The 22,162-nt window shown below is 67.1% G+C and carries 19 protein-coding genes; 11 read left to right on the forward strand and 8 right to left on the reverse strand.

Annotated elements, in window-relative coordinates; all coding sequences use genetic code 11:
- Positions 1-27: 27 nt before the first annotated feature.
- Genes P3L18_RS18145 through P3L18_RS18160 form a run of 4 tightly spaced genes read left to right on the forward strand, consistent with a single transcriptional unit; the run spans position 28 to position 3,797 of the window.
- Entirely contained in the window at positions 28-495 is a 468-nt protein-coding gene (locus tag P3L18_RS18145; protein WP_006369744.1) for a RidA family protein, read from the forward strand.
- The gene (locus tag P3L18_RS18150; protein WP_079928708.1) at positions 492-1,166 is read left to right on the forward strand and encodes a DUF1028 domain-containing protein; all 675 of its coding nucleotides are present in this window, start codon (positions 492-494) and stop codon (positions 1,164-1,166) included. Before P3L18_RS18145 ends, P3L18_RS18150 begins: the two co-directional genes overlap by 4 nt.
- Positions 1,167-1,195: 29 nt before the next feature.
- The gene (locus P3L18_RS18155) at positions 1,196-2,320 is read left to right on the forward strand and encodes a M20 family metallopeptidase (RefSeq protein ID WP_172398732.1); all 1,125 of its coding nucleotides are present in this window, start codon (positions 1,196-1,198) and stop codon (positions 2,318-2,320) included.
- Between the two features lie 37 nt (positions 2,321-2,357).
- The gene (locus P3L18_RS18160) at positions 2,358-3,797 is read left to right on the forward strand and encodes an aspartate ammonia-lyase (RefSeq protein ID WP_079928706.1); all 1,440 of its coding nucleotides are present in this window, start codon (positions 2,358-2,360) and stop codon (positions 3,795-3,797) included.
- Here the strand turns inward: P3L18_RS18160 and P3L18_RS18165 are convergent.
- Complete coding sequence (locus tag P3L18_RS18165) at positions 3,736-4,392, reverse strand: TetR/AcrR family transcriptional regulator (RefSeq protein WP_079928705.1); 657 nt, start codon at positions 4,390-4,392, stop codon at positions 3,736-3,738. The genes P3L18_RS18160 and P3L18_RS18165 overlap by 62 nt on opposite strands.
- 208 nt (positions 4,393-4,600) lie before the next feature.
- Between P3L18_RS18165 and P3L18_RS18170 the strand changes: the two genes are divergently transcribed.
- Both P3L18_RS18170 and P3L18_RS18175 read left to right on the forward strand, forming a co-directional pair.
- Positions 4,601-6,703, forward strand: coding sequence for an FAD-dependent oxidoreductase (locus tag P3L18_RS18170; RefSeq protein ID WP_079928704.1), 2,103 nt, complete (start codon positions 4,601-4,603; stop codon positions 6,701-6,703).
- A gap of 20 nt (positions 6,704-6,723) precedes the next feature.
- Positions 6,724-8,376, forward strand: a complete 1,653-nt coding sequence (locus P3L18_RS18175; RefSeq protein ID WP_276114851.1) for an amidohydrolase — start codon at positions 6,724-6,726, stop codon at positions 8,374-8,376.
- A 109-nt stretch (positions 8,377-8,485) separates the two neighbouring features.
- On the opposite strand, the gene P3L18_RS18180 is transcribed toward P3L18_RS18175, so the two are convergent.
- Both P3L18_RS18180 and P3L18_RS18185 read right to left on the reverse strand, forming a co-directional pair.
- The gene (locus P3L18_RS18180; RefSeq protein ID WP_253193861.1) at positions 8,486-8,866 is read right to left on the reverse strand and encodes a cupin domain-containing protein; all 381 of its coding nucleotides are present in this window, start codon (positions 8,864-8,866) and stop codon (positions 8,486-8,488) included.
- A 53-nt stretch (positions 8,867-8,919) separates the two neighbouring features.
- The gene (locus tag P3L18_RS18185) at positions 8,920-10,422 is read right to left on the reverse strand and encodes an APC family permease (RefSeq protein WP_079928702.1); all 1,503 of its coding nucleotides are present in this window, start codon (positions 10,420-10,422) and stop codon (positions 8,920-8,922) included.
- 124 nt (positions 10,423-10,546) lie between these two features.
- Here P3L18_RS18185 and P3L18_RS18190 point away from each other — a divergent pair, with 124 nt between their 5' ends.
- Positions 10,547-11,446: a LysR family transcriptional regulator gene (locus P3L18_RS18190; RefSeq protein WP_079928701.1), complete on the forward strand. Its 900-nt coding sequence runs from the start codon at positions 10,547-10,549 to the stop codon at positions 11,444-11,446.
- On the opposite strand, the gene P3L18_RS18195 is transcribed toward P3L18_RS18190, so the two are convergent.
- Together P3L18_RS18195 and P3L18_RS18200 are read right to left on the reverse strand one after the other, a co-directional pair.
- Positions 11,443-12,993 carry an FAD-dependent oxidoreductase gene (locus tag P3L18_RS18195; RefSeq protein WP_276114852.1) on the reverse strand — a complete coding sequence of 517 codons (1,551 nt, stop codon included), beginning with the start codon at positions 12,991-12,993 and terminating at the stop codon, positions 11,443-11,445. The genes P3L18_RS18190 and P3L18_RS18195 overlap by 4 nt on opposite strands.
- On the reverse strand, positions 12,993-14,411 hold the full coding sequence (locus tag P3L18_RS18200; protein WP_079928699.1) for a cytosine permease: 1,419 nt from the start codon (positions 14,409-14,411) through the stop codon (positions 12,993-12,995). The genes P3L18_RS18195 and P3L18_RS18200 overlap by 1 nt, the downstream gene beginning before the upstream one ends.
- 212 nt (positions 14,412-14,623) lie before the next feature.
- Between P3L18_RS18200 and P3L18_RS18205 the strand changes: the two genes are divergently transcribed.
- Positions 14,624-16,120 carry an aldehyde dehydrogenase family protein gene (locus P3L18_RS18205; RefSeq protein ID WP_079928698.1) on the forward strand — a complete coding sequence of 499 codons (1,497 nt, stop codon included), beginning with the start codon at positions 14,624-14,626 and terminating at the stop codon, positions 16,118-16,120.
- 29 nt (positions 16,121-16,149) lie between these two features.
- On the opposite strand, the gene P3L18_RS18210 is transcribed toward P3L18_RS18205, so the two are convergent.
- Complete coding sequence (locus tag P3L18_RS18210; RefSeq protein ID WP_079928697.1) at positions 16,150-16,782, reverse strand: isochorismatase family protein; 633 nt, start codon at positions 16,780-16,782, stop codon at positions 16,150-16,152.
- A gap of 133 nt (positions 16,783-16,915) precedes the next feature.
- On the opposite strand from P3L18_RS18210, the gene P3L18_RS18215 reads away from it, so the two are divergent.
- Positions 16,916-17,866 carry a helix-turn-helix domain-containing protein gene (locus tag P3L18_RS18215; RefSeq protein ID WP_079928696.1) on the forward strand — a complete coding sequence of 317 codons (951 nt, stop codon included), beginning with the start codon at positions 16,916-16,918 and terminating at the stop codon, positions 17,864-17,866.
- A 15-nt stretch (positions 17,867-17,881) separates the two neighbouring features.
- Here the strand turns inward: P3L18_RS18215 and P3L18_RS18220 are convergent, their stop codons facing one another.
- Positions 17,882-19,603, reverse strand: a complete 1,722-nt coding sequence (locus tag P3L18_RS18220) for an AMP-binding protein (protein WP_276114853.1) — start codon at positions 19,601-19,603, stop codon at positions 17,882-17,884.
- 139 nt (positions 19,604-19,742) lie between these two features.
- Here P3L18_RS18220 and P3L18_RS18225 point away from each other — a divergent pair, with 139 nt between their 5' ends.
- Positions 19,743-20,615, forward strand: coding sequence for a hypothetical protein (locus tag P3L18_RS18225; protein ID WP_276114854.1), 873 nt, complete (start codon positions 19,743-19,745; stop codon positions 20,613-20,615).
- Entirely contained in the window at positions 20,612-21,466 is an 855-nt protein-coding gene (locus P3L18_RS18230) for a CoA ester lyase (RefSeq protein WP_276114855.1), read from the forward strand. Before P3L18_RS18225 ends, P3L18_RS18230 begins: the two co-directional genes overlap by 4 nt.
- Here P3L18_RS18230 and P3L18_RS18235 read toward each other — a convergent pair.
- The gene (locus P3L18_RS18235) at positions 21,458-22,138 is read right to left on the reverse strand and encodes a GntR family transcriptional regulator (RefSeq protein WP_276114856.1); all 681 of its coding nucleotides are present in this window, start codon (positions 22,136-22,138) and stop codon (positions 21,458-21,460) included. The two genes, P3L18_RS18230 and P3L18_RS18235, sit on opposite strands and share 9 nt — an antisense overlap.
- Between the last annotated feature and the right edge of the window lie 24 nt (positions 22,139-22,162).

Genomic DNA, 22,162 nt, shown 5'->3' on the forward strand with positions numbered 1-22,162 from the left:
CACCTGACAGCCGAAAGGATTCTCTCCATGAGCGCCGCACCCTCCCGCGGGGTCACCCACACCCGGATCCGTCCGTTCAACACCCGCGACACCTATCCCGAGCAGAACCTCGACAACGATCTGTGCCAGGCCGTCGTCGCAGGCGGCGTGGTGTACCTGCGCGGTCAGATCGGACAAGACCTCGACACGCGCGAGTCGATCGGCATCGGCGATGTCGAGGCACAGGCCGACAAGGCCATGGCCAACATCGCGATGCTGCTCGACGAGTCGGGGAGTTCGCTGCGCGACATCGTCAAGGTCACCGTGTATCTCACCGACATCCGGTTTCGCGAGACCGTGTACCGCGTGATGGGCCGATGGCTCACGGGTGTCTTCCCCGTCTCCACCGGACTGGTCGTCGAGGCACTCGCCCGACCCGAGTGGCTCGTCGAGATCGATGCGACCGCCGTTGTCAGCGAACCCGTTCTCACCGAACCGAAGTCCGACGATCGATGACCCTCTCACTGATCGCCCACGAACCGGCAACGGGTGCCTTCGGCATCGTGATCTGCTCGTCGAGCCCGGCAGTCGCCGCGCGCTGCGCGCACCTGCGGCCAGGTGTCGGTGTGGTCGCCTCGCAGAACATCACCAATCCGGCGCTGGGCACCGCCGTGCTCGACGAGATGGCTGTTGGCGCCAACGCGCCGGATGCTCTGGCAAATGCACTGTCGCGGGAGCGCTTTCCGGACCATCGACAGGTCACCGCAATCGGGGCCGACGGCACGACAGCAGTGCACTCGGGCTCGCAGAGCCTCGGTGTGTACGGTCACATCGAGGCCGAGAACGTGGTCGCCGCTGGCAATCTCCTGGCCGACGAGAGCGTTCTCACCGAACTGGTGACCGGCTACACCCGCAGTAGGGCAGAACATCTCGAGGAGCGACTACTCGACGGGCTACGTGATGCGCTCGCTGCCGGCGGTGAGGCCGGCCCGGTGCATTCGGCCGGACTGCTCGTCGTGGCCGACGTCGACTGGCCGGTCACCGATCTGCGGGTCGATTTCGCCGACGACCCAGTGGACGAAATGAGTGCCCTCTGGCAGATCTGGGCACCACAGAAGGACGACTACCGGGTGCGCGGTATCGACCCGACGCGCGCCCCCTCGTACGGTGTTGCGGGGGATCTGTGAGCACCCTCGACTCGGCGCTCGCCGATAAGATCGCCGCCGATCATTCGCTGCTGACCACGCTGTCCCGGGAGCTGTACGATGATCCCGAGATTGCCTGGGAGGAAGTACGTTCGGCGCGGCGGGTGGCCGATCGCCTGTCCGACGCCGGCTTCGAGATCACGGAGAAATACTGCGGGCTCGACACCGCCTTTGCCGCGACGATCGGGACCGGCGACCTCCATTTCGCGCTGTGCGCCGAGTATGACGCACTTCCTGGCCTCGGTCACGCCTGCGGCCACAATCTGATCTCGGCGATCACCGTCGGTGCGGCGCTCGCTCTCGCGCCGCTCACCGACGATCTCGGGTTGCGTCTGACCGTCATCGGCACACCTGCCGAAGAGGGCGGCGGGGGCAAGATCGAGATGCTCGAACGCAATGGTTTCGATGGTCAACACGCTGCCGCAATGGTGCATCCAGGACCGGTCGATGTGGCGCGGGCCCGGCCATTTGCTGTGTCGCACAACCATATCGAGTATCACGGCAAGGCTGCGCACGCCGCCGCCTACCCCGAGCGTGGGGTCAACGCCGCCGATGCGTTCACTGTCGCGCAGGTTGCGATCGGGCTGCTTCGGCAACAGCTGCCGTCGTCGGTGCGCGTGCACGGGATGATGACCCGTGGCGGGGAGGCGCCCAACGCCATCGCCGAGCACACCGAGGGCCGCTGGTATGTGCGGGCCGAGACGCTCGCCGAACTCGCCGAGGTGACGCCCCGGGTACTGCGCTGCTTCGAGGCCGGCGCCCTGGCGTCCGGGGCTCGGCTCACTGTGACACCCGAATCCCGTCCGTACGCCGAATTCCGCACCGACGAGCAACTTCTCGGACTGTACGAACGTCGCGCCACCGCACTCGGCCGGCGTTTCGAGACCGGATCGGACTCGATGATGGCACGGGCATCGACCGACATGGGCAATGTGTCGCAGCTACTCCCCGCGATCCATCCCTACATCGGTATCGATTCGATGCCGGCGGTCAATCACCAGGCCGAGTTCGCCGCGGCCACCCTGAGCCCGGCCGCCGAGACCGCGATCGCGCACGGTGCGCTCGCGATGGCGGGAACCGTTGTCGACGCCGCGATGCAGTCGACTGTTCGGACTCGTCTGCTGGGCGCCCACTGACCCACCGTCCCCCACCGACCCAACGGAGGAGAACATCGTGTCCACCGAGCCTCATGCCGCCTTCCGTATCGAACACGACCTGCTCGGCGACCGGGAGATCCCCGCCGGGGCCTACTACGGTGTGCACACCGCCCGTGCACTCGAGAACTTCCCGATCAGCGGGGTTCCGATCGCCGTCCACCGCGATCTGGTGATTGCACTGGCCTCGGTCAAACAAGCAGCAGCGCAGACCAATCGCGAACTCGGGCTCCTCGACCCAGTCATCGCCGGGGCGATCACGGACGCCTGTACCGAGATTCGCGGTGGCGCGCTACACAATCAGTTCGTTGTCGACCAGATCCAGGGCGGCGCGGGAACGTCGACGAACATGAACGCCAACGAGGTCATCGCCAACCGTGCACTCGAGATCCTCGGTCACCCGCGAGGCACCTACACCGTCGTGCACCCGCTCGAGCACGTCAATCTCGGGCAGAGCACCAACGACGTCTACCCGACGGCGGTCAAGGCGGCCCTCGGATTCGCCGCTCGCGCCCTGGAGACCTCGCTGCGCGAACTGGCGGCGCGCTGTGTGGCCAAGTCGCAAGAATTCGGCGACATGCTCAAGCTCGGACGCACCCAATTGCAGGACGCGGTGCCGATGACCCTGGGCCAGGAGTTCAGCGCGTACGCGGTGACCATCGTCGAGGACGCCGACCGGATCGCCGAGGCTGCCCTGCTGATCGCCGAGATCAACTTGGGCGGCACCGCAATCGGAACCGGTCTCAACACCGATCCGGAGTACGCCGCACGGGCCTGCGAACATCTGCGCACCATTACCGGTTTGCCGCTGAGCACCGCCGGCGATCTCGTGGAGGCCACCTCCGACGTCGGCGCATTCGTGCAGCTGTCCGGGGTCACCAAACGGGCCGCGGTGAAGCTGTCCAAGATCTGTAATGATCTGCGGCTCTTGTCCTCCGGACCCCGCGCAGGCTTCAACGAGATCAATCTCCCGCCGGTGCAGGCGGGGTCGAGCATCATGCCGGGCAAGGTCAATCCGGTGATCCCGGAAGCGGTCAACCAGGTGGCCTTCGAGGTGGTCGGCAATGATCTGACGATCACCATGGCCGCCGAGGCCGGACAGTTACAGCTCAACGCATTCGAGCCCATCATGGCTCGTGCACTGCTGTCGTCGCTGACCCACCTGACCGCCGCCGTGGACGTTCTCGGCGAACGCTGCATCGCAGGCATCACCGCCAATCCCGATCGTATGCGCGAGGCCGTCATGGGATCGGCGAGCCTGGCCACCGTACTGAATCCGCTGCTCGGTTACGAGGTGGCCACCGCCCTGGTGGCCGAGGCGATTGCCACCGGCGCTTCGATTCCCGATCTGGTCCGGCGCTCCCGACTCGTCGACGACGACGTCCTGGCACGCATATTCAGTCCTGCACTCCTGTCGCGTCCGCACTCGGCGGTCGAGGTCGCGCGCGACCGCCGATGATGTCGGCGCAGGCGAGTACCGCAGCGAGGTAGCCACGGAGTGCGGTACGCGCGGCGTCAGCATCCACCTCGCGGTTACGGGCGACGAGGTGGATGCCGTAGCCATCCTCGAGAGCCACCGCCGTGGCCGCGATCCGTTCGGCGTCATCGCCGAGGTCGAAGACACCGGACTCCACCCCGGCGGAGATGACGTCGCGGTAGAGCGAGACCTCGAGTTCGAACAGTCTCGACATCAGTTCGGCATGACGCGGTTCGCGCGCGCTGTGCAGATGCAACTCGTACAGTGCGGGCCACATCGGATCGTCAGGGTCGCAGACACCGAGGTCCACCAGCATCCGCAACCGTCCCACCGGATCGTCCTGGGTGGTCATGGCCGTTCGCCGACCCCCGTGGAACCGTTCGACGGCCCGCTCGTGGACGGCCAGCAGGAGGTCGTCGAGTTCTGGGTAGTAATAGGCGACCGAGCCCGCCGACATCGCCGCGGCCTCGGCGATGTCCTTGAGCCGCAGCCCGATCAATCCTCGCTCGGCGATGGCAACCGTTGCGGCGGTGATGATCTCGGAGCGCCTGGCATCCTGTCTTCGAGGTCTGGCCATGTGTGCCGATCCTGCCTTGCACCGCCGGGTGATGCAACATGCCCCGGCTGCATCGATCCAGCCGATGTCACGGATCGGATCTTCGCACGACGAGATCCCGCTGACAGCTGTGCGCGGTGGCCGAGCTCGCGATACCGTCGATTCATTCTTTGAGATTGAACCCAAAGAATGAGGTGCTCCCTCACAGTCCAGCCTCCGGAGTGTTCCCATGCGCGATCCCCGCTACGACGTCCTCTTCGAACCGGTCACCATCGGACCGGTCACCGCCCGCAACCGCTTCTTCCAGGTGCCGCACTGCAACGGCATGGGGTACCGCGATCCCTCCGGCGAGGCCGCGATGCGCCGCACCAAGGCCGAGGGAGGCTGGGCCGTGGTCTGCACCGAGCAGGTGGAGATACACCCCACCTCCGACATCGGCCCGTTCATCGAGCTACGCCTCTGGGACGACAAGGACATGCCGGCGATCGCCCGCATCGCCGAGCAGATCCACGAGGGCGGCGCACTCGCCGGCATCGAGCTGGCACACAACGGCCTCAACAGCCCCAATCTCATCAGCCGCGAAACCCCCTTGGCGCCACAACATCTGCCCGTCGTCTCGTGGAACTTCGATCCGGTTCAGGCACGCGCGATGAGCAAGTCCGACATCGTCGACCTGCGCAAGTGGCACGCCGATTCGGTGCACCGATCACTGCGAGCGGGCTACGACATCGTCTACGTCTACGCCGGGCACGCCATCGGCGGCCTGCACCACTTCCTCTCGCCCCGCTACAACAACCGCACCGACGAGTATGGCGGGAGCCTGGAGAATCGAGTGCGGTTGATCCGCGAGATCCTCGAGGACACCCGGGAGATCGCCGACGGCAAAGCGGCTGTCGCCTGCCGCATCTCGGTGGATGAACTCCTCGGTGACGACGGCATCACCCGCGCGGAGATGGAGGACGTGTTCGGCCTCATCGGCGAGCACCCCGACCTCTGGGACCTGGTGCTCGGCAGCTGGGAGGACGATTCGGTGACCTCGCGGTTCGGCCCCGAGGCCGAACAGGAACCGTTCGTCACCGGACTCAAGCAGCTCACCACGAAACCCGTTGTCGGCGTGGGCCGCTTCACCTCCCCGGACACCATGGTCCGCCACGTCCGCAGCGGCATCCTCGATCTCATCGGCGCCGCCCGGCCCTCCATCGCGGATCCGTTCATGCCCAACAAGATCGAACGTGGAGATCTCGAGGACATCCGCGAATGCATCGGCTGCAACATCTGCGTGTCCGGCGACTTCACCATGTCGCCCATCCGCTGCACCCAGAACCCGACCATGGGTGAGGAGTTCCGTCGCGGCTGGCATCCCGAACGCATCGCCCCGGCCACCTCGGCGTCGTCGGTGCTCGTGGTCGGAGCCGGGCCGGCAGGCTTGGAAGCCGCGCGCTCGCTGGGCAACCGCGGCTATCCGGTGACCCTCACCGAGGCGAGCCGCGTACTCGGCGGGCGCGTGGCCAAGGAGTCCACGCTCCCCGGCCTGTCCGCATGGATTCGGGTCGTCGACTACCGGCTGCAACAGCTCGATCGTCTCGACGATGTGGAGGTCTATCGCGAGTCACCGATGACCGAGCAGGACATCCTCGAGTACGGCTTCGACCACGTGGTGGTCGCCACCGGCTCGTCGTGGCGTCGTGATGGGGTGGGCCGCTGGCACACCCACCCCATCGAGATCGACCCCACCCCCGAAGTCCTCACCCCCGACGACATCATCGCCGGGCTTCGTCCCGCCGGAAAGCGCATCGTGCTCTTCGACGACGACCACTACTACCTCGGCGCCGTCATCGCGGAGTTGCTCGCCAAGGAGGGGTATGCGGTCACCCTGGTCACCCCCGCGCCGCAGGTGTCGCAATGGACGGTGAACACCATGGAGGCCCACCGCATCCGGGCTCGGATCATCGAGGCCGGCGTGGAGGTCCGCACCGACACCGCGCTCACCGCGATCGGTGCCGGCGGCGTCGGCACCGCCTGCCGATTCACCGGGCGCACCGGAGAACTCGACGCCGACGCCGTCGTCCTCGTCACCGCCCGACTCCCCCACGACGAGCTGTATACGGCCCTGCACGCACGCGCCGACGAGTGGTCTGCCGCAGGCGTGCGCTCGGTACGCGGCATCGGCGACGCGTGGGCACCCTCGACGATCGCCGCCGCGGTGTGGGCGGGCCATCGGTACGCCGAGGAACTCGATGTCGAGAAGTCCGATGACCTGGTGCCGTTCCGGCGCGAGGTCACCCAGTTGTCCATCGAACCGGTGTTCCGAACACCGGTGACGGCCTCGTGACCGGCCCGAAGGAGTAACCCATGTACGCCTCTCATGTCTTCACCAATGCCGCACTCTGGCGGCCGGATGACGTGAGCGGTGCCGATACCCTCGCCGTAGCCGACGGAGTGATCATCTCCGTCGGCCGCGGCGTCGATCGGGCACTGCTCGGACCTGCCACCGAGGTCCACGACCTCGGTGGCGCAAGCCTCCTGCCGGGCTTCGTCGACGCCCACGTGCATCCGGTGGCCGGCGGGCTCGCCGCCCTCCGGTGCAACCTGTCCGAGCTGCCGCACACCCGACGCGGCTACCTCGACGCGATCGCCGCATATGCGCGTGCCCATCCGGACGAGCCGGTGATCAGTGGAAGCGGTTGGTACGGAGATGCTTTCGTCGGTGGTCTACCCACCTGCGGCGATCTCGACGAGGTCATCGCCGACCGCCCGGTGGTGCTCTCGAGCCATGACGGTCACGGCGTGTGGGTCAACAGCGAGGCTCTCCGCAGGGTCGGCATCGACGCGTCGACACCCGACCCCAGCGGCGGCCGCATCGAGCGGGACGCGCACGGCACACCGACCGGAATCCTCTTCGAGCGCGCCGGCGATCCGGCGAATGCGTTGATCCCCGACTACGACGAGGCCTTCCTGCGGCGCGCACTGCTGATCGCACAGCAGCGCCTGCATGCGGCGGGTGTCACCGGCTGGCAAGATGCCGGCGTCGACATCCCGGCGTTCGGGCTGTCGGATACCCTCGCCACCTACCTCGCCGCCGATGCCGCGGGCGAGCTGACCGCCCGCGTCTGCGGCGCCCTGTGGTGGGCCGCCGACGAGGGCGTCGGGCAGCTCGACACCCTGCGGGAGCGTCGAGCACAGGGCCGGGGACACCGCTTTCACGTCGACACCGTGAAGGTGATGCAGGACGGCATCTGCGAGAACTGCACCGCCGCGATGTTGGCGCCGTACTCGGACCTGCCGGCCGGAGCATCTCCGACAGGACTGTCCTTCATCGATCCTGCCGAGCTCGAGCAGGTGTGTGCACTACTGGTGCGCAACGACTTTCACATCCACATGCACGCCGTCGGCGATCGGGCGGTCCGCGAATGCCTCGATGCGCTGGGCGCCGCGCGGTCCTCACGCCCCGGCTTCGATGCCCGGCATCAGATCGCTCACCTCGACGTGGTCGACCCGGCCGACATCCCGCGGTTCGCGCAACTCGGCGTCATCGCCAACATCCAGGCACTCTGGGCGCGACGCGATACCGAGATCGTCGAACGCAAGCTCCCGCTACTGGGACCCGATCGCGAACCGTTCCACTTCCCGTTCGGGTCGATCCGGGCCGAGGGCGGGGCGCTCGCAATGGGCAGCGACTGGCCGGTGACCGATCCTAATCCGTTGTGGGCCATACACACCGCGGTGCACCGAACGGGGTCGATCGCCGATCCGCACGCCATCGGAGACGACGCCCGGACGGTACCGCTCGTCGCCGGGGAGGCCATCACCTTGCGCGCGGCCGTCGACGCCTACACGGTCGGCTCCGCTCGCGCCATGCACGCCGAGGATCGCGCGGGCTCGCTGTCCGTCGGCAAGGACGCCGACCTCGTCGTGCTCGATGAAGACATCCGCACGGCCGTCGACATCGGCGCTCTGACCGCGACGATGACGATGGTGGGCGGCACCGTGGTGCACGCCATCTGAGTGCCGTCGTCGGCGAGAGACATCTTCCGACGAGCACGAAACCCGGGGAGGAATGTTGCTCCCCGGGTTTCGGCAGTGGCCGGGCGCGGGCCGACGGCGTGACGCCGCGTCAGCCCAGATACAGCGCGAACTGCTTGAGCAGCGGCTGGGTCACGCGGTACTCGCCACGCCAGCCACGTCGCAGGGTGAACGCCTCGCCGGCGGAGATCGTATGCGCCACACCGTCGTCACCGGTGAGCGTGACCGATCCCTCGAGGACCCGCGCGTACTCGTCACCCGGATAGGACTCGATGAACTCGGTGTATGGCTGTGCCGACCACGAGCCGACGACGAATTTGTCGTCCGCGCTGACGAGGTGGGTGGCCTCGCGCTCGGCGGGGTCGCCGGCGCGCAGGTTCTCCGGGGTGACGTAGGCGCTCAGCGTCATCACAGTGCGGGCGGCGTCGTCGGTGGAGATGATCTGCGGGGTGGTCGACTGCAGGGTGCTCATGGGTACTCCTTCAGGGGTGATCGATCGGTGACAGATGATCCGGCGAATGCCGGCTACGAGATCTGTGCGGCGACAGCCGGGGTGTCGGTACCGACCGGCGTCGAGGGGGTCACGCGTCCTCGGAGGTAGCCGACGATCGCGATCAGGGCGAGCACTGCGAGCGTGCCCAGGGTGAACACCTCGAACCGCAACCGACCCACTCCCCAGGTCTCGACGAAGTCGTAGTGCACACCCATGAGGTTCTCCAGGGTCCCGGGGAACACCGCCACCCAGACACCGAGCGCGGCCCAGAACGTGGTCAGGGCGACAGCCACCGCCAGACCCGCGCGACCCCCGGGGATCGCATAGGGGCGGTTGATGTCGGCGTGGGTGAATCGCAGCCGCAGTGCTGCCGGGAACACGAACAGATAGGCGACCAGGGACGTCGAGATGGTGATGGTGAGGACGACGGTGAAGGTGGCGGCGCTGTCGCCCCGCGAGAAGAGGACGCCGACGATCATGAACAGCAGCGCGATGACACCGGTGAAGACGTTGACACGCACCGGCGAGTTGCGCTTCTCGTCGAAGCGCGCGAAGTACGGGAAGAAGCCTCCGTCGGAAGCCGCCACTGCCAGAGCGCGATTGGCCGCCACCGCCCACGTGGCGCCGGTGATCCCGAGTCCGATGATGAAGGCGACGACCGCGATCTTGACCAGGATCGACGCGGCCGGACCGTAGACACCGAAGACAGTGTCCACCGCGGCCATGAATCCGCCGATTCCGGTGATCGCCTCGGCCGGAAGGACCAGCAGCAGCGCCAGGACGGGCAGCGCATAGACCGCCAGTCCGACGAACCCGCCGAGCGCGATGCCGCGCGGTACGTCGCGCTGCGGGTTGGCCATCTCGCCGCCCGCCTGACTCGGTACCTCGAACCCGACGAGCGAGAACAGCAGCAGCGGGACGAGTCCCAGGAATCCGGCCATCGTGGGCGACCAGCTGACCGCACCGATGCCGTGAAAGCCGTGGTCGATGCCGTAGACGACGGTGGTGATCAGGAAGACCGCGGCGAGGCCGAGCTTGAGATAGGTGCCGATCCGGAAGATCACGCGTGCTCGTCGCATCGACAGGAGCGTCACCCCCACCGAGGCGCACACGAAGACGATCTTGAAGGCGAAGTCGCCGAGCGTTCCCGAACCCACCGGATGAATGAAGCCGCTCCACGCCTGGGTACTGATGAACGCAAGTGAGCCGCCGATCCACAGCGGATTGATCGACCAGTACATGACGGTGGCGATCGATCCGGGTAGGCGGCCGAAGGCGCGCTTGACCCATTCGTAGAGGCCGCCCTCGTCGGGGAAAGCGCTGCCCAACTCGGCCGCCACCAGCCCGTACGGGATCATCCAGAGCAGTGCCAGGACGAGCAACCAGGTGAACGTCTCGCCGCCGAACGACGAGATCTCACCGACCATGTCGAGGCTGATCAGCGCCGACAAGATCATGATCGGGACGTCGAGGCGCCGGAGCGACCGTTTCAGATGCAGATCCGGACCGTCCTGGCCTACTGGATGAGTTCCCATGAAACAACTCCTGATTGCGAGAAAAGTATGACGTGCACTACAAGACTGAGTCTGGCGATCCCATCTGTACAGTCGTTGTTTTCTTGGTTTAATATCGGTTCAGTCGAATCAACGGAGGCGGGACATGGCCGACTACACCCTGCGGCAACTCGAGTACTTCGTTGCGGTCGCCGAGGCCGGCAGTATCACCAAAGCCGCCGCCGCCGTCCATCTTTCACAGTCGGCGATGTCGACGGCCCTGACCGACCTCGAGGGCGCCCTCGGCGTGCAGCTGTTGGTACGTCATCACGCGAAGGGCATCACCCTGACCCCGTCGGGTCGGGAGCTCCTCGTGGCGAGCAGGCAACTGCTGACCTCCGCGGCCGATCTGCGGTCCATCGCGCACGGACTGGGCGGCTCACTGACCGGATCGCTGTCGATCGGCTGCTTCGAGGTGATGGCGCCGTACCTCTTACCCGAATTGCTCAGCACCGCTGCGGAAAAGCTTCCGCGTCTACATCTGCAGACCACCGAGGTCGACCTCGCCGATCTCGCCGAGGGCGTCGCCGACGGCACCTTCGAACTCGGTATCGGATACGACCTCGTCGACGACGCCCGTCTCAAGCGGTGGCCGCTGCGTACCGTACCGCCGTACGTGCTCGTGTCGGGGACCCACCGGTTGGCAAAGCGAAAGTCGTTGCGGCTGCGTGAACTCGCCGACGAGCCGATGGCCCTGCTCGATCTACCGCACAGTCGCGACTACTTCGGACGTGTCTTCGGCGACGCCGGGGTGGAGCCCGCGATCCGCTACCGCTCCACGACGGTCGAGACATGTCGGGCGCTCGTCGGACGGGGACTGGCCTACACAGTGCTCAACCTGCAGTCGGCGGTGCCGGTGGCGCTCGACGGACACGAGGTCGCGGCGATCCCCATCGCCGACGACGCCCCGGCACTCACGATGGTGCTGCTCAGCGCGGTCGCCGCCCGTCCCACGCGCCGCGCGGCCGTGGTGGCCGAACTCTGCCGGGATCTGTTCGGGAGTTAAGACGAGGACGCCCCGACCGGCGCAATGAGTTCGGCGGCAATGAGTTCGGCGGCACGTTCGGCGACGCTCATGATGGTGCCGACCGGATTGACCGAGGTCAGCGTCGGCAGCACCGACGCATCCACCACCCGCACACCGCTCACGCCACGCACCCTCAGATCGCTGTCGAGGACGGCGAGCGGGTCACCATCGCAACCCATGCGGCACGTGCCGGACACGTGATAGACCGTCTGGTGCGTCGCTCGCAGCGCGGCCGAGAGCTCCTCGTCGCCGACCACCTCCGGGCCCGGGAATACCTCTCGGACAATCCACTTCGCCATAGGCTCGGTCTCGGCGATGCGACGGGCCGCACGAACACCGGCCAGCAACACGGCCTCGTCCGCCCCGGACTGATCGGTGAAGTACCGGTAGTCGATGGCCGGCGGCGTCGCCGGATCGGCATCGGTGATCCACACCCGCCCGCGGCTGCGGGGCTTGGCCACATTGGGTGCGATCGAGACGATGTGCTCGGGCAGTTCCGCACCGGCGGCGACGGCATGATCGGCAACGGCCTCGACCGGAAAGTGCATCAACACGTCCGGCCGTGCCGGGCTGTCGGCCGAGATCCGCAGCGCCGCACCGGCGTCCCAGCCGGTCGCGCAGGTCGACGGCACGTCGCGATCGGTCTCCCAGACGATCAGCCCCTCGGCATGATCCATCAGGTTCTCGCCCACCCCGGGCAGGTCGAGCAACACCGGCACCCCGGCGGCGCCCACCACGTCCGCAGGCCCGATCCCTGATCGCTGCAGGATAGCCGGCGATCCGAGAGCACCGGCGCACACGATCACCTCCACTGCGGCGCGCACCTCGTACTCGGCCCCGTTCTCGTCGACTGCCACCACACCCACCGCACGTGTCCCGTCGAACAGGATTCGAGAGACCGAACTACTCTGCAGCAGAGTCAGATTGGCGCGTGACCGGACGTCATGGAGATAGTGCACCGACGTCGATGACCGGAGATTGGTGTCCGGGGCGTAGCCGATCTCGAAGAAGCCGGCGCCCTCTCCCGTCGAGGCGAAGTCGTCGTCGCTGTTCCACGCCGTCCGCAAAGGCAGGCCGAGCGCCTCCCCGGCCGCGGCGACGACGTCGGCCACGTAGGGGTTGCGATCCTGCTCGGCGACCGGCGTGATGGGGGTGGCCAGTCGATCAAAGCATCGTCCGAGGGTGTGCACATCCCAGCCGACGACGCCGAGGTCGGCCCACTCCTCGAGGTCCGCGGCCAGCGGCCGCCAGGTGATCATCGTGTTGGCGGTCGAGCATCCACCGAGAATGTGCATGCGCGACTGGCGGATTCCCGAGTTCCCGCGCTCCTGCGGGATGCTGCGGTAATCCTGGTCGTACTCGCTCTCGATCATCTCCGCCCACCGGCGGATCGATCGGGCACGAGGCTCGTGCTCGTCGTCCGGACCGGCCTCGAGCACCGTCACCGTGACGTCGGGGCGTTCGCTGAGCCGTGCGGCGACGATACAACCGGCGGTGCCACCGCCAACCACCACGTAGTCGCTCATCACGCGACCGACCCCGACACCAGCGAGGCCGACGGCACAGGCATCTTCGCGCGCATCAGCACGTAGTAGAGGGGGCAGATCACCGCGAGCCCCACCAGCCACGAAATATCCACGCCGCCGAGCGATGTAGCAATAGGACCGACCCACAGGGTGGTCGAGAGGAAAGGGATCTGCAACGCGATGCCCAGGACGTAACAGGTGATGGCCGTCCAGTTGAAGCGACCATAGACTCCGCCGTCCTTGGCGAACAGCGAGTCGATGTCGTAGTCACCGTGGCGCAACAGGTAATAGTCGACGAGGTTGACCGCGGTCCACGGGATCAGCACGCACAGCAGCAGGGAAAGGAAATTGGCGTAGTTGGCCAGGAAGTCGTCGGCACTCAGAAGCGCAGGCGCCATCGCGATGGCGAACAGCACGACGGCGATCACCGCGCGGCTCGTGGCCTGCGGACGCCACCACGCAAAGATGTTCTGCCCGATGGTGATCGTCGACAATGCACCACAGTAGAGGTTCATCCCGTTGGTGACGCTGATGCCCACCGCGAAGATCACGAAGAGCCCGGTCGAGATGCCGTGGGTCAGCGTCGACAGGCCGTCAAGGGTGTCGGCGGCGGGCAGAGCTGCACCGACGACCACACCGAGGAGCATCGGCAGCACCGATCCGAGTACACAGCCGGAGTAGGTGGCCCAGAACGCGGTGGTCACCCCGGTGTCCTTGGGTAGATACCGCGTGTAGTCGGAAACGTAGGGCGCATAAGCGATCTGCCATAGTGCCGCGGCCGAGAAGGTGGCCATGAAACCGGCCCAGCCGAATCCGCCGCCATGCCACGTGCCGCTGGGCAGGCCCTGCACCCCGACCATCCACACGAACGCGATGATCAATGCCACACCCGCCACCACCGACAACACCGCAGCCATGGAGTGGATCAACCGGTAGCCGATGATGGTGACACCGACGCTGATCGCACCGATGATCACGATCGCCCAGTTGGTCGGCAGGCCGGTCACCGCCGCGAAGGCCTTGCCACCGAGGACCGCGTTGGAGGCGAAGAACCCCAGGTACATGAAGACGACGAGCACCACCACCAGAAGGCTTCCCAGCGAGCCGAACTGGGCGCGGGTCTGCAGCATCTGAGGCACGCCCATCTGCGGACCCTGCGCGGCGTGCAACGCCATCACGACACCGCCGACGACGTTGCCGGCGATCACCGCGAGCGCCCCGGCCCACAACGGCAGACCGAACACGGTGGTCGCGAGCGCGCCGGTGATGATGGTCAGGAGCATGATGTTGGAGCCGAACCACACGGTGAAGATGTCGCGGGCGCGACCGTGCCGTTCGTCATGCGGAATGTGATCGATGGTGCGGCGTTCGAGTGCCGGCGCGGCGCCCGGGGCGCCGGATTCTGGTGTGCTCGTCATGGGTTGGTCGGCTCCTGGCTGGGATCGTGATCGCTGTTCGGCCAGTATTCGACACCGGCCATCCCAGAGAAAACAGAATCTTTCTGGCTTCTGTATCACCGGAGTCGATGCAATACCCACGCCGCCATCTTCGGCTGAACCGATGCAGATCATCCAATAATTCGGCTCAACTGGATCTATCGACCGGCGCGGACATCGGCCATCCTGGGTCCATGCCCGCACCCTCCGTACCCACCCCGATCGACTGGCACGCGCGAGCGGCCGGCCTGAAGCCGCCCACCGACGCACTCATCGACGGTCACCCGGTACCCGCGATCTCAGGCTCCACCTTCGACGTCGTCAACCCGGCGACCGAAGAGGTGCTGGTGAGCGTGTCCGCGTGCGACGCGGCCGACGTCGACGCCGCGGTGTTGGCGGCTCGACGGGCCTTCGACGACGGCCGGTGGTCCCGCCTGTCGGCCGCCGAGCGTGGCGCGGTACTCAACCGCTTCGCCGATCTTCTGCTCGACCACAGCGACGAACTCGCGCTGCTCGTCACCCTGGAGATGGGGAAGGCCATCACCGATTCGCTCGACGTGGAGATACCCGGCGCGGCTGCGGTCTTTCGCTACTACGGCGAAGTCATCGACAAGATCCCCGGTGAGCTTCCGCCGACCGCCGACGGAAGCGTCGCCATGGTGCGGCGTGTCCCCCTGGGAGTGATCGGCGCGGTGGTGCCGTGGAACTTCCCGCTCGACATCGCCGCCTGGAAACTCGCGCCAGCCCTGGCCGCAGGCAACTCCGTGGTCCTCAAACCCGCCGAGGAGTCACCTCTGTCGGCACTGCGTATGGCCGAGATCGCCCTGGATGCAGGCATACCCGCCGGAGTGTTCAACGTGGTACCGGGCCTCGGGGCCACCGCCGGAGCAGCTCTGGGACGACACCCCGACGTCGACTGCCTCACCTTCACCGGGTCGACGGAGGTGGGCAAGAAGTTCCTGGCCTACAGCGCCGAGTCCAACATGAAACAGGTGTGGCTCGAATGCGGCGGCAAGAGCCCCAACATCGTCTTCGCCGATTGCGCAGATCTCGAGCAGGCCGCGGCGATGGCGTGTTTCGGGATCTTCGGCAACCAGGGCGAGGTGTGCTCGGCCAACAGTCGTCTACTGATCCAGCGTGACATCGTCGACGAGTTCGCCGCCGCACTGATCGACAAGGCGGCGGCCTACCTGCCGGGCGACCCGCTCGATCCGGCATCGAGCGCCGGTGCGATGGTCTCGCGCAAGCAACTCGACCTTGTCCTGCGCTACATCGACCGCGCCCACACCGACGGACGGATCATCCTCGGCGGCAACCGGATCGGCGACACCGGCTTCTTCCTGGAACCGACCGTCGTCACCGACCTGCCGGTCGACTCGCCGGTGGTGACCGACGAGATCTTCGGCCCGCTGCTCGCGATGATCCCCTTCGACACCGAGGAAGAAGCCGTCGCACTGGCCAACGACACCCCGTATGGGCTGGCCGCGTCGGTGTGGACGGCGAGCCTCGACCGAGCCCTGCGTGTGTCCGAGGCGCTGCATGCCGGCACCGTGTCGATCAACACCGTCGACGCGTTGTCGCCGGGCACACCGTTCGGCGGCTTCAAGGGATCAGGCTTCGGCGCGGACCTGTCAATCCACGCGATCGACAAATTCACCGGCCTCAAAACCACCTGGATCGCCCGGCGCTGAATGCTCGCGCGCCCAACGCTGTTGGCAGGTCAGGAGTTGGCCGCCGCACCCGCCACCGCGGATTCGACGAGGTTGCCCCGGTCCAACGGCGCACCGGCGTTCACCGCCGTGATCCAGTCATCCGTCGTGGCCACGGCCGCGAAGTTCGAGTGGTAGAGCACCATCAGCGTGTTGTGCAATTGCTCCGCCGACACCTTGCCCGCGTCGTTGGCGAGGTGGATGGCGCCGGTCGCGTCGGAGAGGATCTCCGCGCTCAGACCCCGCGTCTCGGATTCGGCGGCGGTCGCGAGATCACAGTTGTTGGTCATGTACCCGACGATCGTGATGGTGTCGACGCCCCGCTCGGCGAGCCACTCGCCGACCCCGGTGCCGGCGAACACGGTGCCGAACTGTTTGTCGGCCACCTTCCAGTCCGCCCCGATGCGCCGCTCGATGTCGGGATGCAACTGCCAGCCGTGCGAGCCCTCCGCGTACACCGGGAAGTCGGCCGGAAGGGTGTGTCGCAGAGCCACTATGGGTAATCCGCCCTCGGTCGCGGCGTCGATCGCGCGGGTGATGTTGGCCAGCGAGCCCTCGCGCGGCGGGTACTGGATCTGCATCGGACCGTCGAAGTACTCGTTCTGGACGTCGACGACGACGAGTGCGCGGGTGGGTGCGGTCATGTCGGGCCTTCCTTCTGGCTCGGCGGACGGTCATCCTCGCCGTCCCCGACCCACTTTGCTGCGTTACGCTGACCCACGACAGTGGCGCGAATGCCGATTTCCGATGAGATCGTGCCACGGAGTAGGTGCACCGATGCGGGTCGCGATTCATGTGTTCGACGGCGTCAGTCTCTTTCATGTCGCTGCACCCCAAATGGTCTTCCGGGAGGCCGCGGTGGTGGCGCGAGATCCGGCGCTCTGGTCGATCACCTTGTGGGCCGCCCACTCCGGAGATGTCGAGCTCGAGATGGGCCAACGCCTCAGCGGGATCAGTGGTCCCGAGGCGACCACTGCTGCGGACATCGTCATCGTGCCGTCGTGGCCCGAGTCGGCACCGGAGATCGACGACGTGGTGCGCTCGGCTCTGCTCGATGCCCACGGGCGGGGTGCGATCATTGCCGGACTGTGCCTCGGGGCCATCGCCGTCGCCGACACCGGCCTCCTCGAAGGCCGTGGAGCGGTGACGCATTGGCTGGGCACCCGCGAACTGGAGCGTCGTGGGCGCTGCGGCTGGGTCGACGATTCGGTTCTCTACATCGACCACGGCGACGTGATCACCTCGGCCGGCACGGTCTCATCGGTGGATGCCTGCCTGCACCTGCTGCGACGATTGTGCGGCGCCGACCTGGCCAACCGCGTCGCCCGACGCATGGTGGTGGCCCCGCACCGCGACGGCGGCCAAGCGCAATACATCGAACATCCGCTCGCCACAAGCGAATCCGACACCTCGGTCAGCGCAGTGCTGGAATGGGTGATCGGCCATCTGGATTCCGACCTGTCGGTGTCGGGGCTGGCGGCCCGGGCCCGGATGAGCCGACGAAGCTTCCTGCGCCACTTCCGCGACGCCACGGGTACCACCCCCGCGCGATGGGTGACCACCCAGCGAGTCGCCCATGCCCGCACCCTGCTCGAGACCACCGATCTCGACATCGGGCTGATTGCACAACGGTGCGGATTCGGCAGCGAGGTCACCCTCCGCCAGAACTTCGTCGCCCGGTTCGGCGTGTCACCATCGGTGCACCGCAACCAGTTCCGGCCCGGCTGACCTCGCCGCCGACGCTCAGTCCACCAGATCCTCGTACCGGTATTCGGTGGTGATCGTCTCCTTGTCCCGATGCGCAGCGGCCTCCCGCTGCTGCAGTTCGACGCGGCGGATCTTGCCGGAGATGGTCTTGGGCAGTTCGAAGAACTCGACGCGGCGCACCTTGAGATAGGGCGCGAGGTGATCTCGGGAGTACTTCAGGATCGAGCGTGCGGTCTGTTCGTCGGGTTCCCACCCGGAGGCCAGTGCCACATAGGCTTTCGGCACGGCCAGACGGGTGTCGTCGGGCTGCGGGACGACCGCCGCCTCCACCACGGCGGGGTGCTCGATGAGCACGCTCTCCAACTCGAAGGGCGAGACCTTGTAGTCCGAGGACTTGAAGACGTCGTCGGTGCGCCCGATGTAGGTGATGTAGCCGTCGGAATCACGTTGCGCCACATCGCCGGTGTGGTAGTAGCCGCCGGCCGTGACGAGTGCGTTGCGTTCCGGGTCGCCGAGGTATCCGGTCATGAGATTGACCGGATGCTGGGCGAGTTCCAGACAGATCTCGCCCTCGTCGGCGAGTTCGCCGCTGATCGGATCGATCAGCACCACCGGGACGCCGGGCATCGGTCGGCCCATCGACCCCGCCTTGACCGGCGCGCCCGGCGTGTTCCCGACCTGCAGGGTGGTCTCGGTCTGCCCGAAACCGTCGCGGATGGTCAGGCCCCACGCCTTCTCGACCTGCCGGATGACATCGGGATTGAGCGGCTCCCCGGCACCGAGGAGCTCTCGCATACCCTCGGGTCGCTCGCCGAGGTCGGCCTGGATCAGCATGCGCCACACCGTCGGTGGCGCACAGAAGGTGGTGACACGCGCCCGCCGCAGCTGCATCATCAGGGCCTGCGCGTCGAAGCGCGCGTAGTTGTAGACGAAGATCGTCGCCTCGGCGATCCACGGTGCGAAGAAACAGCTCCAGGCATGTTTGGCCCAACCCGGCGAGCTGATCGCCAGGTGAATGTCGCCGGGGCGCACCCCGATCCACGCCATGGTGGTGAAATGGCCGACGGCGTAACTGGTCTGGGAATGCTCGACGAGCTTGGGACGACTGGTGGTGCCGGAGGTGAAGTAGATGAGCATCGGATCGCCGACCTCGGTGACGACGTCGAACGGCCCGGCGGAGGTGACCGTGGCCGAGTCGCCGTAGGAGTGCCAGCCCGGCACCGCGTCGCCGACCGCGATGCGCAGATAGTCGCCGTCGATCTCGGCGAACTTGGCGGTGTCGGCGGCGTTGACGATGACGCATCGAGCCGCACCACGGTCGATCCGGTCCCGCAGGTCGGCCGGCCCCAGCGCTGCGGTGGTGGGCATGACGATCGCCCCGAGCTTGCACACCGCGAGCATCGCCTCCCACAACTCGACCTGATTGCCGAGCATCAGGATCACGCGATCGCCCTTGCCGATGCCCAGCTCGGCCAGCCAGGTCGCCACCCGATCCGAGCGCGTGGCCATCTCGTCGAACGACACCTTGGTTTCGGTGCCGTCCTGCTCGCACAACCAGAGCGCGGTGCGGTCGTTGCCGCGAGCGATGACGTCGAACCAGTCGATCGCCCAGTTGAACCGGCCGGTGATGGCCGGCCACCGGAACTCACGAACGGCGGTCTCGTAGTCGCCGATGAGACGGACCATCTGATCTCGCGCGACGCGGTATCGCTCGGTGTTGGTCGTCGAGGGGCTGTCGGTGGCGGTGGTGCTGGTCATGAGTGCATGATCCACGTCACACCAGCGCCGTCAACACCCCCCTAAGTGGGGGCGGGACACCGGCCCATCCACCAACTCTATAGACTATGTTTCATAGTGTGGAATGTCGTTGTGCAGGCGGAGAAGCGGAGGAGCGCAAATGGCCGGGACCACCGGATCGAGTCTGAGCGACCATGTCGCCGGTTGGCGTCCCGAACCGATCACCGAGGTGGACACCCTCGACGCGGCGCAGGCGACGCGGTTGGCCGCCACGCTCGGACTGTCGGAAACCTTCGCCGACGGCGATCCCCTGCCGTTGCCCTGGCACTGGATCTTCTTCTCCGAGTGGCCGCAGACCGCGGAACTGGGCGCCGACGGTCACCCCGCCCGCGGCCATTTCCTGCCACCGATCCCGGACCGCCGTCGGATGTTCGCCGGTGCGCGGATCTCGTCCACGGCCCCGTTGGCTCTCGGCACGCGCGCCGAGAAGGTGTCGTCGGTGGCCTCGATGACCGAGAAGCACGGGCGTACCGGCGACATGCTCTTCGTCACGGTCCGCAGTGAATACCGCCAGGGCGGAACCGTTGTGCTCACCGAGGACCAGGATCTGGTGTATCGCAGCGATTCCGGCAACGCGCGGCCCTTCGATCGGCCGAGTCCCGACCTCGCCGACGCGACCGCACCATGGACCGCGGAGCCGACACCCGACACGCCGCTGCTCTTCCGGTACTCGGCACTGACCTCCAACGCCCACCGCATCCACTACGACCGCCCGTATGCGACGGGCGTCGAGGGCTACCCCGATCTCGTCGTCCACGGACCGTTGCTGGCCACCTACATGGCCGAGCTAGCCCGCGCACATCATCACGGTAAATCGCTGCGCACCTTCGACTTCCGGCTTCGCAGCCCACTGTTCCTCGGTGACCGCTTCCGGGTCGAGGCCACCCCGGACGACGACGGTGACGCGGTAGAGCTCGCCGTCGTCACCGGACAGGGCACCGTTCACGTCTCGGGCAAGGGAGAATTCGCATGACCGACACCACCGATCCCATCGCATCGCTGCGCGTCGCGCGCAGCTTCCTGTTCGTCCCGGGTAATCGGCCCGAGCGTTTCGACAAGGCCGCCGCGGCCGGTGCCGACGTGGTGATCATCGACCTCGAGGACGCGGTCGCCCCGGAGGACAAGGGCGCGGCCCGCGAGCACATCGCCGGCTGGCTTGCAGCCGGCAAGCACGCCGTCCTGCGCATCAATGCCGCCGCAACGCCGTGGCACACAGCCGATGTGGAACTCGCGGCCCGACACGGCGCACCGGTGATGCTCGCCAAGGCGACCAGCGCCGACGAGGTGATACGCGTGGCGCAGGCGACCGCGGCGCCGGTCCTGCCGCTCATCGAGACCGCGCGGGGCATTCTTGCGGCGCCGGCCATCGCGCAGGTACCCGGTGTCGCTCGACTGGGCTTCGGCGCCATCGACTTCGCCGTCGAGATCGGTGCCGACCCCGATGACCACGAGGCACTGCTGTTTGCGCGTTCGATGCTCGTCACGGCATCGGCCGCGGCGGGTGTCGCCGACCCCATCGACGGGGTGACCACGGCGCTGCGCGACGTCGAGAAACTCGTCGCCGACGTCGGCTACGCCGCGCGGATCGGCCTGACCGGCAAGCTCTGCATCCATCCCGCCCAGGTGGCAACGGTCCACGCGTGCCTGGCGCCGTCGGACACCGAGATCACCTGGGCGCGTTCGATCGTGGCGGCGGCCGGTACCGACTCCTCGGCGGTCGCGGTCGACGGACACATGGTGGACCCGCCGGTTGTCGCACGCGCACAACGGATTCTGGCGTCTGCTCCCCTCACCGAAAGCCCTGGGCCGGAGGACTCAGCGTGAGTCGCGCCGATGCTCGGCGAGCAGACGCCCGGCCTTGCCGATGTGCGCCGACATCGCCGCCCGCGCGCCGGCCGCATCGCGTCGGCGCAGGGCGTCGATGATGTCGCGATGATCGTCGGCCGATGCCTGCGGCCAGCCGTCGACCGACGAAAAGAACCGTCGGGGAGCATAATTGAGCGACGACTTGATCATCCACGACAACTTGGGCGATCCCGCCGCGGCATAGATCAGTCGGTGGAATTCGTGATTGAGCCGCTCGACCTCGTCGTTGTCCTCCGCGTCGGCGGCCGCCTCGAGTTCGACCTGCAGACGGTCGAGAGTGGCCAGGTCCACGTCGTCGAGACGGGTGGTGGCGCGGGCGGCGAGTTCGCCGGCCAGCAGGGCCTGCCCGGCGAAGACGTCCTCGATGTCGGTGCTGCTCAGGGGTGCGACGACGAATCCGCGCCGCGGTTCGACCCGCAGTAGCCCCTCGCTCTGCAAGGACAGCAATCCCTCCCGTGCGGGCGTGGCCGAGACCCCGAGTTCATCGGCAACGGTTTCCGGGCGGATGAACTCGCCGGGTTGCAGTTGTCCGGAGACGATGAGCTCGCGGACGTACTCCGAGACCTCGTCGGACAACCGGGGACGGCGTCGGCGTCGCGCCGCCGGAGCGGGAGCGGCAGGATCAACCATAGAATATAGAATACAGTCGCGGCC

This window comes from Gordonia sp. N1V, assembly GCF_029269935.1.
GTDB lineage: Bacteria > Actinomycetota > Actinomycetes > Mycobacteriales > Mycobacteriaceae > Gordonia > Gordonia polyisoprenivorans.

Bases quoted from the DNA above. Each gene is read 5' to 3' on its own strand.
- P3L18_RS18170 (WP_079928704.1), top strand. From the start codon at position 4,601: ATGCGCGATCCCCGCTACGACGTCCTCTTCGAACCGGTCACCATCGGA.
- P3L18_RS18205 (WP_079928698.1), top strand. From the start codon at position 14,624: ATGCCCGCACCCTCCGTACCCACCCCGATCGACTGGCACGCGCGAGCG.
- P3L18_RS18215 (WP_079928696.1), top strand. From the start codon at position 16,916: ATGCGGGTCGCGATTCATGTGTTCGACGGCGTCAGTCTCTTTCATGTC.
- P3L18_RS18185 (WP_079928702.1), bottom strand. From the start codon at position 10,422: ATGGGAACTCATCCAGTAGGCCAGGACGGTCCGGATCTGCATCTGAAA.
- P3L18_RS18220 (WP_276114853.1), bottom strand. From the start codon at position 19,603: ATGACCAGCACCACCGCCACCGACAGCCCCTCGACGACCAACACCGAG.
- P3L18_RS18210 (WP_079928697.1), bottom strand. From the start codon at position 16,782: ATGACCGCACCCACCCGCGCACTCGTCGTCGTCGACGTCCAGAACGAG.
- P3L18_RS18180 (WP_253193861.1), bottom strand. From the start codon at position 8,866: ATGAGCACCCTGCAGTCGACCACCCCGCAGATCATCTCCACCGACGAC.
- P3L18_RS18175 (WP_276114851.1), top strand. From the start codon at position 6,724: ATGTACGCCTCTCATGTCTTCACCAATGCCGCACTCTGGCGGCCGGAT.
- P3L18_RS18150 (WP_079928708.1), top strand. From the start codon at position 492: ATGACCCTCTCACTGATCGCCCACGAACCGGCAACGGGTGCCTTCGGC.
- P3L18_RS18230 (WP_276114855.1), top strand. From the start codon at position 20,612: ATGACCGACACCACCGATCCCATCGCATCGCTGCGCGTCGCGCGCAGC.
- P3L18_RS18195 (WP_276114852.1), bottom strand. From the start codon at position 12,993: ATGAGCGACTACGTGGTGGTTGGCGGTGGCACCGCCGGTTGTATCGTC.
- P3L18_RS18145 (WP_006369744.1), top strand. From the start codon at position 28: ATGAGCGCCGCACCCTCCCGCGGGGTCACCCACACCCGGATCCGTCCG.
- P3L18_RS18235 (WP_276114856.1), bottom strand. From the start codon at position 22,138: ATGGTTGATCCTGCCGCTCCCGCTCCGGCGGCGCGACGCCGACGCCGT.
- P3L18_RS18165 (WP_079928705.1), bottom strand. From the start codon at position 4,392: ATGGCCAGACCTCGAAGACAGGATGCCAGGCGCTCCGAGATCATCACC.
- P3L18_RS18190 (WP_079928701.1), top strand. From the start codon at position 10,547: ATGGCCGACTACACCCTGCGGCAACTCGAGTACTTCGTTGCGGTCGCC.
- P3L18_RS18200 (WP_079928699.1), bottom strand. From the start codon at position 14,411: ATGACGAGCACACCAGAATCCGGCGCCCCGGGCGCCGCGCCGGCACTC.
- P3L18_RS18225 (WP_276114854.1), top strand. From the start codon at position 19,743: ATGGCCGGGACCACCGGATCGAGTCTGAGCGACCATGTCGCCGGTTGG.